The organism is Microbacterium sp. MMO-113, from assembly GCF_037148555.1.
GTDB lineage: Bacteria > Actinomycetota > Actinomycetes > Actinomycetales > Microbacteriaceae > Microbacterium.
Map to the genome: position 1 here is coordinate 616,273 of NZ_JBBCTD010000001.1, position 15,700 is coordinate 631,972.

At 69.5% G+C, this 15,700-nt stretch carries 15 protein-coding genes; 10 read left to right on the forward strand and 5 right to left on the reverse strand.

Features of this window, described 5'->3' with window-relative positions; genetic code table 11:
* Positions 1-11: 11 nt before the first annotated feature.
* Positions 12-1,472 (forward strand): aspartate ammonia-lyase, encoded by a 1,461-nt coding sequence (locus WFJ36_RS02855; RefSeq protein WP_071328404.1) that lies wholly within the window; start codon positions 12-14, stop codon positions 1,470-1,472.
* A gap of 64 nt (positions 1,473-1,536) precedes the next feature.
* Here the strand turns inward: WFJ36_RS02855 and WFJ36_RS02860 are convergent, their stop codons facing one another.
* Positions 1,537-2,406: a fumarylacetoacetate hydrolase family protein gene (locus WFJ36_RS02860; protein ID WP_336642603.1), complete on the reverse strand. Its 870-nt coding sequence runs from the start codon at positions 2,404-2,406 to the stop codon at positions 1,537-1,539.
* Between the two features lie 89 nt (positions 2,407-2,495).
* Between WFJ36_RS02860 and WFJ36_RS02865 the strand changes: the two genes are divergently transcribed.
* From WFJ36_RS02865 to WFJ36_RS02875, 3 genes are all read left to right on the forward strand, one after another.
* The gene (locus WFJ36_RS02865; RefSeq protein WP_336642604.1) at positions 2,496-3,797 is read left to right on the forward strand and encodes a PrsW family intramembrane metalloprotease; all 1,302 of its coding nucleotides are present in this window, start codon (positions 2,496-2,498) and stop codon (positions 3,795-3,797) included.
* A gap of 214 nt (positions 3,798-4,011) precedes the next feature.
* Complete coding sequence (locus tag WFJ36_RS02870; protein WP_025103196.1) at positions 4,012-4,380, forward strand: FKBP-type peptidyl-prolyl cis-trans isomerase; 369 nt, start codon at positions 4,012-4,014, stop codon at positions 4,378-4,380.
* A gap of 178 nt (positions 4,381-4,558) precedes the next feature.
* Positions 4,559-5,113, forward strand: coding sequence for a YceI family protein (locus tag WFJ36_RS02875; protein WP_025103197.1), 555 nt, complete (start codon positions 4,559-4,561; stop codon positions 5,111-5,113).
* 29 nt (positions 5,114-5,142) lie between these two features.
* Here the strand turns inward: WFJ36_RS02875 and WFJ36_RS02880 are convergent, their stop codons facing one another.
* The gene (locus WFJ36_RS02880) at positions 5,143-6,438 is read right to left on the reverse strand and encodes an MFS transporter (protein WP_071328407.1); all 1,296 of its coding nucleotides are present in this window, start codon (positions 6,436-6,438) and stop codon (positions 5,143-5,145) included.
* 185 nt (positions 6,439-6,623) lie between these two features.
* Between WFJ36_RS02880 and rpsO the strand changes: the two genes are divergently transcribed.
* Positions 6,624-6,893 carry a 30S ribosomal protein S15 gene (rpsO, locus tag WFJ36_RS02885; RefSeq protein ID WP_017203073.1) on the forward strand — a complete coding sequence of 90 codons (270 nt, stop codon included), beginning with the start codon at positions 6,624-6,626 and terminating at the stop codon, positions 6,891-6,893.
* Positions 6,894-6,992: 99 nt separating this feature from the next.
* On the opposite strand, the gene WFJ36_RS02890 is transcribed toward rpsO, so the two are convergent.
* Positions 6,993-7,997 (reverse strand): isopenicillin N synthase family dioxygenase, encoded by a 1,005-nt coding sequence (locus WFJ36_RS02890; protein WP_071328408.1) that lies wholly within the window; start codon positions 7,995-7,997, stop codon positions 6,993-6,995.
* Positions 7,998-8,149: 152 nt separating this feature from the next.
* Here WFJ36_RS02890 and efeU point away from each other — a divergent pair, with 152 nt between their 5' ends.
* From efeU to efeB, 3 genes are read left to right on the forward strand one after another with little or no spacing between them, the layout of a single operon-like run.
* The gene (efeU, locus tag WFJ36_RS02895; protein WP_071328745.1) at positions 8,150-9,088 is read left to right on the forward strand and encodes an iron uptake transporter permease EfeU; all 939 of its coding nucleotides are present in this window, start codon (positions 8,150-8,152) and stop codon (positions 9,086-9,088) included.
* On the forward strand, positions 9,085-10,317 hold the full coding sequence (efeO, locus tag WFJ36_RS02900) for an iron uptake system protein EfeO (RefSeq protein WP_336642605.1): 1,233 nt from the start codon (positions 9,085-9,087) through the stop codon (positions 10,315-10,317). The genes efeU and efeO overlap by 4 nt, the downstream gene beginning before the upstream one ends.
* 25 nt (positions 10,318-10,342) lie before the next feature.
* Complete coding sequence (gene efeB, locus WFJ36_RS02905) at positions 10,343-11,647, forward strand: iron uptake transporter deferrochelatase/peroxidase subunit (RefSeq protein WP_336642606.1); 1,305 nt, start codon at positions 10,343-10,345, stop codon at positions 11,645-11,647.
* 7 nt (positions 11,648-11,654) lie between these two features.
* Here efeB and WFJ36_RS02910 read toward each other — a convergent pair whose 3' ends face one another.
* Entirely contained in the window at positions 11,655-12,542 is an 888-nt protein-coding gene (locus WFJ36_RS02910) for a serine hydrolase domain-containing protein (RefSeq protein WP_336642607.1), read from the reverse strand.
* A complete protein-coding gene (locus tag WFJ36_RS02915) occupies positions 12,539-13,669 on the reverse strand; it encodes an acyltransferase family protein (RefSeq protein ID WP_336642608.1) in 1,131 nt (376 codons plus the stop codon). Before WFJ36_RS02915 ends, WFJ36_RS02910 begins: the two co-directional genes overlap by 4 nt.
* 111 nt (positions 13,670-13,780) lie before the next feature.
* Here WFJ36_RS02915 and WFJ36_RS02920 point away from each other — a divergent pair, with 111 nt between their 5' ends.
* Positions 13,781-15,007: an LLM class flavin-dependent oxidoreductase gene (locus WFJ36_RS02920; RefSeq protein WP_071328746.1), complete on the forward strand. Its 1,227-nt coding sequence runs from the start codon at positions 13,781-13,783 to the stop codon at positions 15,005-15,007.
* 1 nt (position 15,008) lies between these two features.
* Positions 15,009-15,653 carry an FMN reductase gene (locus tag WFJ36_RS02925; protein WP_336642609.1) on the forward strand — a complete coding sequence of 215 codons (645 nt, stop codon included), beginning with the start codon at positions 15,009-15,011 and terminating at the stop codon, positions 15,651-15,653.
* The last annotated feature ends 47 nt before the right edge of the window (positions 15,654-15,700 follow it).

The following is a 15,700-nucleotide window of genomic DNA, read 5'->3' on the forward strand; positions in this document are numbered from 1 at the left end:
GAGGATGTGACATGGCTTCTGCCGCGCCCGCCAATACACGCACTGAGACCGATTCGCTGGGGAGCATGGAGATTCCCGCCGACGCGTACTGGGGGATCCACACCGCCCGCGCCGACGCGAACTTCCCGATCACGAAGCGCCCCATCTCGGTGTACCCCGAACTCGTGATCGCGCTCGCGATGGTGAAGCAGGCCAGCGCCAGGGCCAACAAGGAGATCGGCGTCCTCGACGCCGAACGGGCCGACCTCATCGACCGCGCGGCGCAGCGCGTCATCGACGGCGAGTTCCACGACCAGTTCACAGTCGGCGTCATCCAGGGCGGCGCCGGCACCTCGACGAACATGAACGCGAACGAGGTCATCACCAACATCGCCCTCGAGATGGCCGGACGCGAGAAGGGCGACTACGCCTTCCTCTCTCCGATCGACCACACGAACCGCAGCCAGTCGACCAACGACGTCTACCCGACCGCGGTCAAGATCGGCCTTTCGCTGACGCTGCGCTCGCTGCTCGACGAACTGGACGCGCTGCGCGTCGCGTTCCTCGGGAAGGCGGGGGAGTTCCACGACATCCTCAAGGTCGGCCGCACGCAGCTCCAGGACGCCGTGCCCATGACGCTCGGCCAGGAGTTCCACGGTTTCGCCACGACCCTGGGTGAGGACCACAGCCGCCTCACCGAGAACGCCTCCCTCATGTTCGAGATCAACATGGGTGCGACCGCCATCGGCACCGGCATCACGACCCACCCCGACTACGCGCCGGCGGTGCTGAAGCACCTGCGCGAGATCACCGGGCTCGACCTCGAGACGGCGACCGACCTCGTCGAATCCACGAGCGACACGGGCGCCTTCATGTCGTTCTCCTCGTCGCTCAAGCGGAACGCCATCAAGCTCTCGAAGATCTGCAACGACCTGCGCCTGCTGTCGTCGGGTCCGCAGGCGGGCCTGGGCGAGATCAACCTGCCGGCGCGGCAGGCCGGCTCCAGCATCATGCCCGGCAAGGTCAACCCGGTGATCCCGGAGGTCGTGAACCAGGTGGCGTTCGCCGTGGTCGGCGCCGACATGACCGTGACCATGGCCGTCGAGGGCGGTCAGCTCCAGCTCAACGCCTTCGAGCCCGTCATCGCGCACTCGATCTTCCAGTCGATCACCTGGATGCGTCAGGCCATGTGGACGCTGCGCGTGAACTGCGTCGAGGGCATCACGGCCAACCGCGACCGCCTGGGCGCGATGGTCGGCGCGTCGGTCGGCGTCATCACGGCGCTCACGCCCTTCATCGGCTACGCGGCGGCCGCGGCTCTGGCCAAGACCGCTCTGCTGACCAACCGCAACGTCGCCGACCTGGTGGTCGAGGCCGGGCTCATGTCGCGCGACGAGGTGACCAAGCAGCTCTCTCCCGCCCGCCTGTCGGGGCTGGAGGCGGTCACCGCGGCCATCCCGATCGTCACCCCCGACGACCTCATCCAGATCTGAGCGTCGACCGGATACGCGAAGGGGACGGGAGCGCGCAGCTCCCGTCCCCTTCGTCGTGTCCGGGTCAGTCGAGGATACGGCAGTGCGTCGTGAGCTCGCCGATCCCGTCGATGCCGACCGTGACGGTCGAGCGGTCGCGGAGGAAGATCTGCGGATCGCGGGAGTAGCCGGCCCCGCCGGGGCTGCCCGTCGAGATCAGGGTGCCGGGCAGCAGCGTGAGCGACTGGGAGAGGTGGGCGATGAGCTTCGCCACCGAGCGCACCATCTGGTCGGTACTGGCGTCCTGCACTGTGTGTCCGTCGACGACGGTCCAGATGTGGAGGTCCTGCGGGTCGGCGATCTCGTCGGCGGTCACCACGAACGGGCCGGTCGGGGTGAAGCCGTCGAACGACTTGCAGCGGGACCACTGCGCCTCGGAGAACTGGATGTTCCGCGCGGTGATGTCGTTGACCACCGTGTAGCCCCATACGTGCGTCAGGGCGTCGGCCTCCGGGACGTCCTTCGCGGGGGTGCCGATGAGCACGCCCAGCTCGGCCTCGTAGTCGACGGCCTCGCTGAGGCTCCGGGGCCAGGAGGTCGTCTGGTCGTGCCCGGTGAGCGAGTTGGGCCACAGGGTGAAGACCGTCGGCGCCGCGTCGGTCTTCAGGCCGAGCTCACTGGAGTGCGCGGCGTAGTTGAGGCCGACGGCGAGCACGGCGGGCGGGCCGATCACCGCGGAGGCGAAGCCCCAGCCGTTCAGAGGGTGACGCGGAGCGTCGCCGTCGCGCAGGGCCGTGCGGAGCTCGTCGAGTCCGGCGTCTCCCCGCTCGATCAGCTGCTGCAGGGTGGCAGGCGCGTCGGACAGGAGATCGGAGACGAGGATGGCGTCCGAGTCCTCCACCACGGCGAGAACCGCACGAGGGGAGTCTGGACGGCGCAGGTGAGCGAACCGCATGCTTCTACGCTACCGGGTGCGTGCGGCTCGTCGGGTGGAGGAAGGCCCCAGAGCCCGGCGCGGATGCTTGTGCCCCATAAGCTTTGACCATGACCTTCGGAGGACCGTCCGACCCCCACCAGCCCGAGCGGTACACGCCCCCGTCCGCGCCACCCGCGCAGCCGAGCGCGTACTCCGCCGCGCAGTACGCACAGTCCCCGTACCTGCCGCCGTCGTTCGGACAGCAGCCGGGCTACGCCTCTGCGCTCGCGCAGCCGACGCCCTACACGCCGCCGGCCCCGGTCGCGCCGTCGCCCGCGGAGTCGCTCCCGGCTCTCCCGGTGCCGAACAGGAAGGGCCGCACGATCTCGCTGTGGCTGTTCGGCTTCCTCGGGTTCCTCCTTCTCGCGCTCATCGGCTACTTCGGCTGGGCGCTCGGACCGACCGCCTCGGTGATCGGGCTCGTCCTGGCGTTGATCCCGCTCACCGTCGTCTTCCTCGGGGTGCGCATGATCGACCGCTGGGAGCCGGAGCCCAAGCGACTGGTCGCGTTCGCGATCGCCTGGGGTGCCGTCGCCGCCGTCGGTCTCACGCTCCTCGTCGACATCGGCCTCACGATGCTTCTCGGCATCCGCTCCGAGGAGTTCTCGGCGGTGATCCAGGCGCCTATCGTCGAGGAGTTCTGGAAGGGCCTCGGGGTCTTCCTCATCTTCCTGCTCGCGCGACGGTCCTTCGACGGTCCGGTCGACGGCGTCGTCTACGGGGCGCTCGTCGGTGCGGGCTTCGCGTTCACCGAGAACATCCAGTACTTCGCCATCAGCCTGATCGAGGGCGGCGGAGAGCAGCTCGGCGTCACGTTCATCGTCCGGGCGGCGCTGTCGCCGTTCGCCCACGCGATGTTCACCTCGCTGACCGGGTTCGCCATCGGCCTCGTCGCCCGCCGTCATGCGTCCGCGGGTGCGGCGGCCGGAGCCGGCCTGCTCGGCATGGTCGGAGCGATCCTCCTGCACGGGTTGTGGAACGGGTCGGCGACCTTTGCCGACTTCTTCGGGCTCTACTTCACGCTGCAGGTGCCGCTGTTCATCGGCTTCATCCTCGGGATCATCGCCCTGCGCCGGGAGGAGGCCCGGCTCACCCGGGCGCGCCTGGCCGAGTATGCCGCCGCCGGCTGGTTCACGCCGGAGGAGGTCACCATGTTGGCGACGCCGTCCGGACGCAAGGCGGGGCTCGCCTGGGCGGCGCAGCTGCGTGGTGATCGCCGGCCGCTGATGCGCGAGTTCATCAAGGACGCGACGGCTCTGGCCGCCGTCCGCCAGCGGGCGATCACCGGTCGCGACCCGCTCGCGGTCGAAGACGAGCGTGCCCTGCTGATCCGGACGAGGGCGGCACGAGCGGCGCTGCTGGCCTACTGAGCGGCACGCCCGGAGACAGACTCAGCGCCCGGTGCTGCGGCGATGCCTGCATGTCTCCCGGGCGCTGAGTTGATCTGCCACCAGGGTGCACCCGGCCCCGGGGATGTGTCAAGAGCCTCCGCGCCGGGGCGGTGGAGGCGGCTCGACGAGGTGTTCGCTGTGAGCAGGTGCGGTCGCGTTGACCGGGCGCGCGACGGTCGGGTTGGATGGAGCCATGACTGATCGCACAAAGCCCGAGTTCGACGCCCCGACCGGCCCTGCGCCCGCAGAACTGGTCATCCGCGACATCATCGAGGGTGACGGTGCCGAGGCCAAGCCCGGCGACACCGTCACCGTCCACTACGCCGGTGTGGAGTTCGAATCCGGCGAGGAGTTCGACTCGTCGTGGGGTCGCGGCGAGACCATCCAGTTCCCGCTCCGCGGCCTGATCCAGGGCTGGCAGGACGGAATCCCCGGCATGAAGGTGGGCGGTCGTCGCGAGCTGATCATCCCGCCGCACCTCGCCTACGGCCCGGCCGGGGGAGGGCACTTCCTCTCCGGCAAGACGCTGATCTTCATCATCGACCTCGTCGCCGTCGGCTGACGGCCTCGTTCGGAAGCGCCCCGCACCCTGTGGTGCGGGGCGCTTTCGATGTCTCCGGACTTTCTGCTCGACACGGGAATACATGCGAGTGAATGTATGTTGTGGGAAGGGTGCAGCGGACGATCGCGGCGCCATCCCTTTCGCCGCCACCGCGGCCGACGACTCCTGAGGAGCATTCATGAGCAGCATCGACATCCCCGGTTACCGCCCCGGCACCTGGGTCCTCGACCCGTCCCACAGCGAGGTGACCTTCAGCGTCCGTCACATGATGATCTCCAAGGTGCGCGGCACCTTCGGCGTGAAGAGCGCGACGCTCGTGGCCCCGGAGAACCCCCTCGACGCCAAGGTCGAGGCTTCCGTCGACGTGACCTCCGTCGACACGAAGGACGAGGGCCGTGACCAGCACCTGCGCTCCGCCGACTTCTTCGACACCGAGAACTTCCCGACCATGGACTTCGTCTCGACCGGCGCGCGCGTCGAGGGCGGCGACTTCCTCGTGGACGGCGACCTCACCATCCGCGGCATCACCAAGCCCGTCACCTTCGAGCTCGACTTCGGCGGCTTCGGCAGCGACCCGTGGGGCAACTACAAGGCCGGTGCCTCCGCCAAGACGGTCATCAACCGTGAGGACTTCGGCCTCACCTGGAACGCCGCGCTGGAGACCGGCGGCGTGCTCGTCGGCAAGGACGTCACGATCACGCTCGACCTCCAGGGTGCGCTGCAGCAGGACTGACGCGCAGACCTCTCCGAACCCCGGGCCCGTCAGGGCTCGGGGTTCTCTGCGTCGTAGGCGCGGAACCGGGGGTGTCGTCGGGCGAGGAGCGCGACGAGGGCGATCACCAGGATCCCGCCGAGCAGCGGGGGGAACCACAGGGAGGTCAGCGTCGCGAGCGTCCCGGCGTACAGGGCGCCGACGCGCGGACCTCCGGTCACCACCACGACGAACAGGCCCTGCAGGCGTCCGCGCATGGCGTCCGGTACCGCCGCCTGCATCATGGTGTTGCGGTAGATCGAGCTCACGTTGTCCGAGGCCCCGGAGAGGGCCAGCGCCATGCAGGCCGCGACGATCAGTGCGACGTGCGGCCGGTCCTCGCCGGCGGGTGTCCCGGAGAAGGCGCCGATCAGGAGGACGAGGCCGAACAGGGCGATCGCGGCGCCGTAGGCCTCGATCGCGCGGGCGATCCCACGGCCGTGCCACCGGTACTGCACCACACGGCCGGAGAACAGGCTCGAGGAGAAGGTGCCGACGGCGACCGCCGCCGTGAGGATGCCGGTCGTGAACGCCCCGCCGCCCAGGATCACGGTGCCCAGCGCCGGGAAGAGGACGAGCGGCTGCCCGAACGTCATGGCAGTGATGTCCATCACGTACTGCATCCGGATGTTGCCCGCCCGGCGGAGGAAGCGCCAGCCGTCGACGAGCGAGGCGAGGCCGGGGCGCACGATGTCGCCCTCGGGGCGCAGAGCGGGGAGGGTCCACAGGCCGAGGAACATCGACAGCATGAGCACGACGTCGATCGTGTAGGTCCAGCCGTATCCGGTGAGGGCCACGAGGAGCCCGGCCAGGGCGGGGCCGGCCATGACCGTGAGTCCGAAGGCGACGCCGTTGAGCGCGGACGCGGCCGCGAGCATCCGGCGGGGGATGAGTCGGGGGACGATCGCCGTCCGCGTGGCCATCCCGACGGAGTTCGCCGCCGAGTTCACGATGCTCAGCGCGTACAGCCACCAGATCGTCTCCGTCCCCGTCCACGTGAGCGCGGCGAGGAGCGCGGTGGAGGCGAAGGTCACGGTGGCCGCGATCAGCGCGACCCGCCGGCGGTCGAACGCATCGGCGAGCATGCCGCCGTAGAGGCCTGCGAGGACCATAGGGAGAAGGCCGGCGACGGCGATCATCGAGACGGCGAACGTGCTCGCAGTCAGATCGAACACGTGCAGCATCACGGTCACAATGGTGAGTTGACCGCCGATGCCGGCGAGGGTGGAGCCGATCCACATCCGGGCGAAGGCCGGACTCGCCTTCAGCGGGGTGAGGTCGATCAGATGGCCGCGGCGGGAGCTCACAGGGCGATCTTCTTCTGCACATCCCGAGCCTAGTTGACCGGTGCGCCTCGCTCCGGACCCCGTGTCCCGCCGTGGTCGTTCGGGCTGGTAGACTCGTCAGGTTGCCGTTCGATCGGCCGCGGATAAAGAGAGCTCACGCATCAGGCGTCGGGCGCCGCGCAACAAGCAGAGAGGGGATCGAATCTATGGCACTGGAAGCAGACGTCAAGAAGGCGATCATCGAAGAGTACGCGACGCACCCCGGTGACACCGGATCCCCCGAGGTGCAGGCCGCGATGCTGACGCAGCGCATCAAGGACCTCACCGAGCACCTGAAGGAGCACAAGCACGACCACCACTCGCGTCGTGGTCTGTTCCTGCTCGTGGGTCAGCGCCGTCGTCTGCTCGGCTACCTCCAGAGCGTCGACATCGAGCGCTACCGCTCGCTGATCGCACGCCTTGGTCTTCGCCGATAAGGCACCACGGACCCAGCGTTCAATCGCGCAGAACATTCTTGAGAAGGCCGCCCCACGGTGTGGGGCGGCCTTCGTCATTTACGCGCGGTGTGGATCCGCTCAGGCGGTCGTCTGCACCAGGTCGGGGTGGTGGATGGCTGCCACGTCGGGGTGCGCCCGCAGGCGGGACTTCATGGCGTTCTCGCCGTAGGTCGCGTGGATCGGATTGCTCGGGTCCTCGGTGACGCCGGTCGCCTCGGCGGCGAGCTCGGCGGGGAGCTCGAGGAGCGGCAGCTGCTGGTCGAGTGCGGGGTTGAAGAAGAACGGGATCGAGATCCGCTCCTCCGGCGCCCGCGGTGAGATCACGCGGTGGTTCGTGGCCTTGAGGTATCCGCCGGTGGCGTACTCCAGCAGCTCGCCGATGTTGACCACGAAGGCGCCGGGCACCGGGGGAGCCGACACCCACTCGCCGTCACGCTCGACCTGGAGTCCGCCCTTGCCGGGTTCGACCCAGAGCAGCGTCAGCACACCGGAGTCCTTGTGCGCACCCACCCCCTGCTGCGGCTCCGGCTCGTTCGTGCCCGGGTACCGCACGATCTTGATCAGGGTCGACGGCTCGCGGAACGGCTCGTCGAAGTAGGTCTCCTCCGCTCCGAGGGTGAGAGCCCAGGCGCGCAGGAGCTTGCGGGCGATCTCGGTCAGAGCGTCGTGCCACTCCGTGACGATCTCCTTCAGCTCCGGCTGCGCGGCGGGCCAGAGGTTCGGGCCGGTGAGGCGGTTGAAGACGGGCCCACCCTCGACCGGCTCACGTTCGGGGCCGATGTCGATCTGTTCGCGCCAGTCGACCTTGCCCTGGGTCCGCTCGCCGCCGATCCGGGTGTAGCCCCGGAAGTGCGGGCTGTTGACGTTCTCGATCGCGAGCTTGTCCTCCTCCGGCAGTGCGAAGAAGTCGAGGGCGGCCTGGTGCAGCCGCGCCTCCAGCTCCGGCGAGATCCCGGTGCCGGTCAGGTAGAAGAAGCCGACGTCGTGGGTGGCCGCGCGGAGGTCGTCGCGGAAGCGCGCCGCGGCCTCGGGGCCGTCGTCGAGCTGGGACAGGTCGAGGATGGGGAGCGAGAGTTCAGCCATGGACCGAGGCTATGTCGCGGATGAGCCCCGAGGATGCTCTGTTGCACTCCATTACTTCGGTCTGCGGTGTCGGGCGAGGGTCGGTCGCAGTGCTAGAGTCTCGGTGGTAAGGGATGCCTTACCTCAGTCGCCCGTTAGAGAGTGTGTCTCCCGTGCTCGCCACTTTCCTCATCGGACTCCGCGAGGGTCTCGAAGCCGCGCTCGTCGTCGGCATCCTCGTCGCCTACCTCCGCCGGCTCGGGCGTCGCGACGCGCTGCCGCGGATGTGGGCGGGCGTCGGCCTCGCGATCGCTCTCGCCTTGGGCATCGGCGCGGTCCTGACCTTCGGGGCCTACGAGTTGACCTTCCAGGCCCAGGAACTGATCGGCGGCGGTCTCTCGCTGGTCGCGGTGGCGATGGTGACGTGGATGATCTTCTGGATGCAGCGCGCCGGCCGCACCATGAAGGCGACGCTCGAGGGCGGCATCGACCGGGCGCTGACGGCCGGCGGACTCTGGGCGCTCGTCGCGATCGGCTTCGTGTCCGTCGCTCGCGAGGGCATCGAGACGACCCTGCTGCTGTGGTCGATGGTGCAGTCCTTCGGCGACGCCCCCTCGGCCCTCCTCGGCGCGCTCCTGGGACTCTCCGTGGCCGTCGTGCTCGGCTGGCTCATCTCCCGCGGGGCGCTGCGCCTGGATCTGCGGCGCTTCTTCGCCTGGACGGGAGGCTTCCTCGTGATCGTCGCGGCCGGCGTCCTCGCCTACGCGCTGATGGATCTGCAGGAGGCGGGCGCGCTTCCCGGCCCGTTCACCGCCGCCGCTCCGCTCGACCCGGTCACCGGCGCCGTCGCCGTGGGCGCGGCCGGCTTCCCGTTCGGCTGGGCGTTCGACGTGTCGGCGGCGATCGCTCCCGGCGGCGCGCTGGCCTCCGTCCTGCAGGCCACGGTCGGCTTCATGCCTGCCATGACCTGGCTGCAGGTGCTCGCCTGGGGCCTCTACCTCCTCGTCGTGGGCGGGCTCTACCTCCGCGGCCTTCGCTCGGCACGCCCTTCGACGCGCGGCGCCTCGGCCGCCACCCCGACCTCCTCCCTCACACAGCAAGGAGCAGCATGATCACCTCGCACCGGGTCCTCGCCGCGGCCGCCGCCGCGGGTACCGCCGTCCTCCTCCTCAGCGGCTGCGTCGCGAAGAGCGACGCCGCGGCGACCGGGGCGTTCGACGTGTCGTCCACCGACACCGATTGCGCCGTCTCGGGCTCCACCGCGAAGAGCGGCACGTTGACGTTCGACGTGAAGAACGACACCGACCAGGTCTCCGAGTTTTACCTGCTGGCCGAGGACGGTCTGCGCATCGTGGGCGAGGTGGAGAACATCGCCCCGGCCGCGTCCCGCACACTGACGGTCGTCGCGCAGCCCGGAGACTACTTCACGCTCTGCAAGCCGGGCATGGTCGGCGACGGGGTCGGCCGGGCCTCTTTCACGGTGACCGGAGACCGGGTGGCGGTGGACGGCCCTGATGCCGAGCAGAAGCAGCAGGCCGTCGATCTCTACGGAGCTTTCGTGAAGGATCAGGTCGGGCAGCTCGTACCGGCCGTGGAAGACCTCGTGGCCGCGTACGAGTCCAGTGACGACGAGACCGCCCGCACGCTCTTCCCGCAGACGAGGGCGTTCTACGAGCGCATCGAGCCCGTCGCCGAGGCGCTCGGGGACCTCGACCCGCGGATCGACTTCCGAGAGGTCGATGCGGTGGCGGAGGGGCTGGACTGGACCGGCTTCCACCGCATCGAGAAGGACCTCTGGGTGCCGGCGAAGGACGCGTTGAACGCCGACGGCGAGACGCCGGCGTGGCAGGACTGGGCGCCGTCCACGCCGGCGGAGCGTGCCGACTACGGCGACCTGCTGCTGGCCGACGTGCAGGAGCTGTACGACTACGTGCACTCGGACGACTTCACCACCGCGCTGGATGACCAGGGGATCGGCGGCATCTCCAACGGCGCGATCGCGCTGCTCGACGAGGTGGCCACGGGCAAGATCTCCGGCGAGGAGGACTGGTGGTCCGGCACGGACCTCTTCGACTTCGCCGCGAACGTCGAGGGCTCCAAGATGGCCTTCTCGCTCGTGCAGGACTTCGCCGCAGCACAGGGCGACGACGGTGAAGCGCTCGTCGCCGAGATCGAGAACGGCTACGCCGCCCTCGAGGAGTCCCTCGCCGCGCACGGCTCGCTCGCAGAGGGCTTCGTCGGCTACGGCGAGCTGACCGAAGCCGACAAGCGCGAGTTCACCGACCTCATCAACGCGCTCGCCGAGCCGCTCTCGCAGCTCACCGGCACGGTGCTCGACTGACGACGGCCCACGGAGGAGCACGGACGTGAACGAGTCGGAATCTGGCGCCCGGGAGGCGCCGGCGCCCCTGCCGTCGGAGCCCTCCGGCGGCGGCCTCAGCCGCCGCGGGCTGCTCGGGCTGGCCGTCGGCGGTGGCGTCGCCGGACTGGCCGTCGGGCTGGGGGCCGGGACGGCCGGCGGCGTGGCGCTCGGACGCGCACGAGCCGCGGAGGAGGCCGAGTCGCGGTACGAGTTCTTCGGCACGCACCAGGCGGGCATCACGACGCCCGTGCAGGACCACCTGCACTTCGCGAGCTTCGACATGATGCCCCGCACCGACAGGGACGACCTCCTCTCCCTGCTGCAGGACTGGTCCTACGCGGCGGCGCGGATGACGCAGGGGCTGGAGGTGAGTGCGAGCGGCGCGGTGAACGGTTCCGCCGACGCGCCCCCGGACGATACGGGGGAGGCGCTGGGGCTCCCCGCCGCGGGCCTGACTCTCACGTTCGGCTTCGGGCCGGGGCTGTTCGAGAACGAGGACGGCGATCGCTACGGTCTGGCCGCTCGGCGGCCGCCCGGTCTCGAACGGCTCCCCGCCTTCCTCGGGGATGATCTCGACCCCGAAGCGTCGCACGGCGACCTGTGCATCCAGGCTTGTGCCGACGACCCTCAGGTCGCGGTACACGCGATCCGCAACCTCAGCCGCATCGCGTTCGGACGGGCCCGCCTGCGCTGGTCGCAGCTCGGATTCGGCAAGACCTCGCGCACGACGGCAAGCCAGGCCACACCCCGCAACCTCTTCGGCTTCAAGGACGGCACGGCCAACATCCTCGCCGACGATACCGCGGCGCTCGCCGACCACGTCTGGGTCGCCGACGCTGACGAGCCGTCCTGGATGGCGGGCGGTTCGTATCTGGTCGCCCGGAAGATCGCCATGCTCATCGAGACGTGGGATCGGGTGCGCCTCGCGGAGCAGGACACGATCATCGGACGGGACAAGGGGGTGGGGGCGCCGCTCTCCGGAGGGGACGAGTTCACGCCACCGGACTTCCATGGCACGACGATCGATGCGAACAGTCACGTCCGGCTCGCGCATCCCGAGCAGAACGACGGCATCCGCATCCTGCGCCGCGGCTACAACTACGTCGACGGCAACAACACTCTGGGGCGCCTGGACGCGGGGCTGTTCTTCCTGTCCTACCAGCGTGATCCCGCGCAGTTCATCAGCCTGCAGCGACGGCTGTCGACCGACCGTCTGAACGAGTACATCCGTCACGTGGGCTCAGGGATCTGGGCCATCCCGCCGGGAGCGCGCCCGGGTTCGTACGTGGGGGCGGAGCTGTTCGCCTGAGCAGGACTCAGGGGGAGACCGCGACCTCTTCGAGGACAGCGACGATCGCGGCCGCGAAGGCGTCCGCCCCGGCGTGATCGTGCGCCGTGACGGTCACGACGGCGTCGTCGAGGAAGAGGAGGAGCTGGCCATGGGCTCCGTGCAGCCGCCACGCCCGCCCCGGACCCTGCCAGCCCGCGAGCGCATAGCGGTCGTAGCCCGGGTTGACGCCCGCGACGACGCCGTGCTCGTGCATGGCGTCGATCCACTCCGGGGCGACGAGTCGACGTCCCTGCCAGGAACCGCGATCACGGATGAGCATCCCCAGGCGAGCGACCTCCTCGGTGCGGAGCGGCAGGCCGCCACCCGCCTCGATGCGGCCGTTCGGGCATCGCGACCAGCCCACGTCCTCGATGCCGAGCGGGGCGAAGAGGCGCGTCGAGAGGTAGTCGCCGACGTCGCCCACGCGGGCCGAGAGAGCGGTCATCGCGGTGTAGGTGCTCGCGTTGGAGTACTGGAACACCCGCCCCCGCGATGGCCGTCGCAGGAACTCCCGTGCCAGATCCGGCCAGTCCGTCATCAGCGCCTCGGACCACGGCAGGTCGATGCCGCTCGACATCGACAGCAGATGACGCAGGGTGACGCGAGCGACGCCCTCGCCGAGTTCGTGCTCCGGAAGGAGGGTGGCAACGGTGTCGTCCAGGTGGATCAGTCCGTCGTCGGCGGCGAGGGCGGCGGCCAGCACGCAGACGCCCTTCGCGATGGAGTGCACGTCCTCCCGGACGTCGGGCGTCCAACGGTGACCTGCGGTGTCGTCGCCGATGCGCACGTGGAGCCCGTGCGCGGCGAACCCTTGGGAGTCGGCGATCGCCACGAGCCGATCCCGGATCTCGGACGCGGGGTGGGCGGCTGTCATCGCGGACGCCGGGAGCCGGTCGGATCGCTGCGGCGGCCTTCCCGCGAGGCGAGCTCGGGGTCGGCGAACAGCCACCGCGGCCGCGGCTCCACGAGCGGACGGAACACCCGCCGCACGGGCTTGGTGGCGAGCAGCAGCGCGAGGACCACCGACAGCGCCGTGACCGCAGGCAGCCAGAACCAGGTCGGCTCGAGATCGCGCAGCACGCCGCTCTCCCGGAACGGGTAGAGCACGAAGGAGTGCAGGAGGTAGACGTACATCGTGTACTGGCCGAACGTGGTCCACCAGTAGGAGCCGCGGGGGATGAGGGCGAAGAAGGCGGCGCACAGCACGACAGCCAGCAGCATGAGCAGGATGCGGATGCCACCGGCCCACCACTGGTCGCCGACGAGATCGACGTAGGAGTCTTCGTAGAACAGCCAGTGCCGCAGGTCGACCGTCTGCCACAGCGGCAGCCAGTTCCACGCCGCCCATCCGGCCGTGCCGAGGACGACGAGCGCGAGGACGCGGCTCCACCACGGGCGGACGTCGAGGAGGCGGAGGCGGTCGACGACGTTTCGCTCCCGGAGCCACCAGCCCAGGGTGAAGAACGGCAGCAAGCCCAGGGTCCGGGAGAGCGAGAACGTGCTGTCGACGTTCGGGAGGTAGCCGGCGCCGACCGAGATCACGACCGTCCACAGCAGCGGCCAGCGCAGCAGCGCGAGGTAGGGGAGGACGAGACGGAAGATCCCGAGCGCGAGGAGGAACCAGAGCGTCCAACTGGGCTGGGTCGGATTCGGGGTGGTCTCTCCCTCCACGAGCCACTTCGTGAGCGTCCAGAGCGCCTCGAAGATGACGTAGGGGAGGATGATGTCGGTGATGACGCGGGCCATCTGCGTCCGGGTGGGAGAGCCCGACTTGGAGAAGTAGCCCGAGATGATGGCGAACGCCGGCATATGGAACGCGTACAGCGCCAGGTAGAGGGCGAAGGCGATGTCCGAGTCGTAGCTGAGGCGCTGGATGGCGTGCCCCAACACCACGAGGACGATGCAGGCGTATCGCGCGTTGTCCCAGAAGGGCACGCGTCGGCGTTTGCGGGCGACCGGCCCTGTGTGGGGCCCCGTCGTCCCGACTCCGGTGGTGCTCATTCTCCGAGGCTACCGGCCGGGAATAAAGTTGCCCTGCACGCGTTGACCCAATTACATTCAAATGAATAGAACCGGATGTCCGACATCCGATTCGGAGAACACGGAGCAATCATGAGCGAGCAGTCAGGCGCGCAGGCGATGCAGTTCGGCATCATGTCGGTCAGCGACATCACCCGCGACCCCACCACGGGAGTCACCCCCAGCGAGCAGGAGCGGATCAAGGCGACGCTGGCCATCGCCACGCATGCCGAGGAGGTCGGCCTCGACGTCTTCGCCATCGGCGAGCACCACAACCCGCCCTTCTGGTCGTCCAGCCCCACGACGTTCCTCGCCGCGCTCGCCGCCCAGACCGAACGCCTCATCGTCTCGACCTCGACGACGCTGATCACGACGAACGACCCGGTGCGCATCGCCGAGGAGTACGCGATGCTGCAGCACGTCTCGGACGGCCGCATGGACCTCATGCTGGGCCGCGGCAACACCGGGCCGGTGTACCCGTGGTTCGGGCAGGACATCCGTCAGGGCCTGCCGCTCGCGATCGAGAACTACGCGCTGCTGCACAAGCTGTGGCGTGAGGACGTCGTCGACTGGGAGGGCAAGTTCCGCACCCCGCTGCAGGGCTTCACCTCCACGCCCCGTCCCCTCGACGGCATCGCCCCGTTCGTGTGGCACGGTTCGATCCGCACACCGGAGATCGCGGAGCAGGCCGCGTACTACGGCGATGGTTTCTTCGCGAACAACATCTTCTGGCCGAAGGAGCACTACCAGCGCCTCATCGAGCTGTACCGTCAGCGCTTCGAGCACTACGGCCACGGCACGCGCGAGCAGGCGATCGTCGGTCTCGGCGGCCAGGTGTTCATGGCCGCGAAGTCGCAGGACGCGGTGAACCAGTTCCGCCCGTACTTCGACAACGCGCCCGTCTACGGTCACGGCCCCAGCATGGAGGACTTCACCGAGATGACCCCGTTGACCGTGGGATCGCCGCAGCAGGTGATCGACCGGTATGCGGCGATGCGCGAGCACTACGGCGACTACCAGCGCCAGCTGTTCCTCATCGACCACGCGGGTCTGCCGCTGAAGACGGTTCTCGAGCAGCTCGACATCCTCGGTTCCGAGGTCGTGCCGGTGCTCCGCAAGGAACTCGCGAAGGACCGCCCGGCCACGGTGCCCGACGCGCCGACCCATGCCGCGCGCGTGCAGGCGACGTACGGAGACGGGCCCACCCGGCAGGCGCGCCCCGGTGCGAACCGCGGAGACAACCTCACCGGGGATTCGCCCTACCAGGACACGCCGGCGCCCGCGGGTGCCGCCTTCGGACTCGGCCGGAAGGAGGCCTGACATGACCACGCGTCGTATCGCGGTCGTCTCGGCGGGGCTGTCCAACCCGTCGTCCACCCGGATGCTCGCCGACCGGCTGGCCGCGGAGACCGTGAAGGCGCTCGCGGAGCGCGACATCGAGGCCACCGTCGACGTGATCGAGCTGCGCGACCACTCGCACGACATCACGAACAACATGCTGACCGGCTTCGCGCCTCCCGCACTCGAGACGGCGATCAACACCGTCGTCTCGGCCGACGCGCTGATCGCGGTCACCCCGATCTTCTCGACGAGCTACTCCGGGTTGTTCAAGTCGTTCATCGACGTGCTCGACCCGGACGCGCTCACCGGGAAGCCGGTGCTGATCGGAGCGAACGCGGGAACGCCGCGGCACTCCCTGGCGATCGACTATGCGATCCGACCGCTGTTCGCCTACCTGCATGCCGAGGCCGTCTCCACCGGCGTCTTCGCGGCGTCGAGCGACTGGGGCGGCGCGGGAGACGACGTCGCGCCGCTGGCGAAGCGGGTCGAGAAGGGCGCGAGGGAACTCGCCGAGGCGGTCGCGCGCCGGGATGCCGCCGCGGTCGTCGACCCGTACGACCCCGCCACGTACCTGGGTGAGGGGCGCTCCTTCGGCCACATGCTCGGCGGTCTCGCCGGGGAGTGACCCGTCCCCGCTCCGGACATGCCGGTGCCCCGCGCCCACCCCGGGTG

Excerpts from the sequence above, each read along its gene's own strand:
- WFJ36_RS02855 (WP_071328404.1), top strand. The coding sequence starts at position 12 with ATGGCTTCTGCCGCGCCCGCCAATACACGCACTGAGACCGATTCGCTG.
- WFJ36_RS02920 (WP_071328746.1), top strand. The coding sequence starts at position 13,781 with ATGAGCGAGCAGTCAGGCGCGCAGGCGATGCAGTTCGGCATCATGTCG.
- rpsO (WP_017203073.1), top strand. The coding sequence starts at position 6,624 with ATGGCACTGGAAGCAGACGTCAAGAAGGCGATCATCGAAGAGTACGCG.
- WFJ36_RS02865 (WP_336642604.1), top strand. The coding sequence starts at position 2,496 with ATGACCTTCGGAGGACCGTCCGACCCCCACCAGCCCGAGCGGTACACG.
- WFJ36_RS02875 (WP_025103197.1), top strand. The coding sequence starts at position 4,559 with ATGAGCAGCATCGACATCCCCGGTTACCGCCCCGGCACCTGGGTCCTC.
- WFJ36_RS02925 (WP_336642609.1), top strand. The coding sequence starts at position 15,009 with ATGACCACGCGTCGTATCGCGGTCGTCTCGGCGGGGCTGTCCAACCCG.
- WFJ36_RS02860 (WP_336642603.1), bottom strand. The coding sequence starts at position 2,406 with ATGCGGTTCGCTCACCTGCGCCGTCCAGACTCCCCTCGTGCGGTTCTC.
- WFJ36_RS02890 (WP_071328408.1), bottom strand. The coding sequence starts at position 7,997 with ATGGCTGAACTCTCGCTCCCCATCCTCGACCTGTCCCAGCTCGACGAC.
- efeO (WP_336642605.1), top strand. The coding sequence starts at position 9,085 with ATGATCACCTCGCACCGGGTCCTCGCCGCGGCCGCCGCCGCGGGTACC.
- WFJ36_RS02910 (WP_336642607.1), bottom strand. The coding sequence starts at position 12,542 with ATGACAGCCGCCCACCCCGCGTCCGAGATCCGGGATCGGCTCGTGGCG.
- WFJ36_RS02870 (WP_025103196.1), top strand. The coding sequence starts at position 4,012 with ATGACTGATCGCACAAAGCCCGAGTTCGACGCCCCGACCGGCCCTGCG.
- WFJ36_RS02915 (WP_336642608.1), bottom strand. The coding sequence starts at position 13,669 with ATGAGCACCACCGGAGTCGGGACGACGGGGCCCCACACAGGGCCGGTC.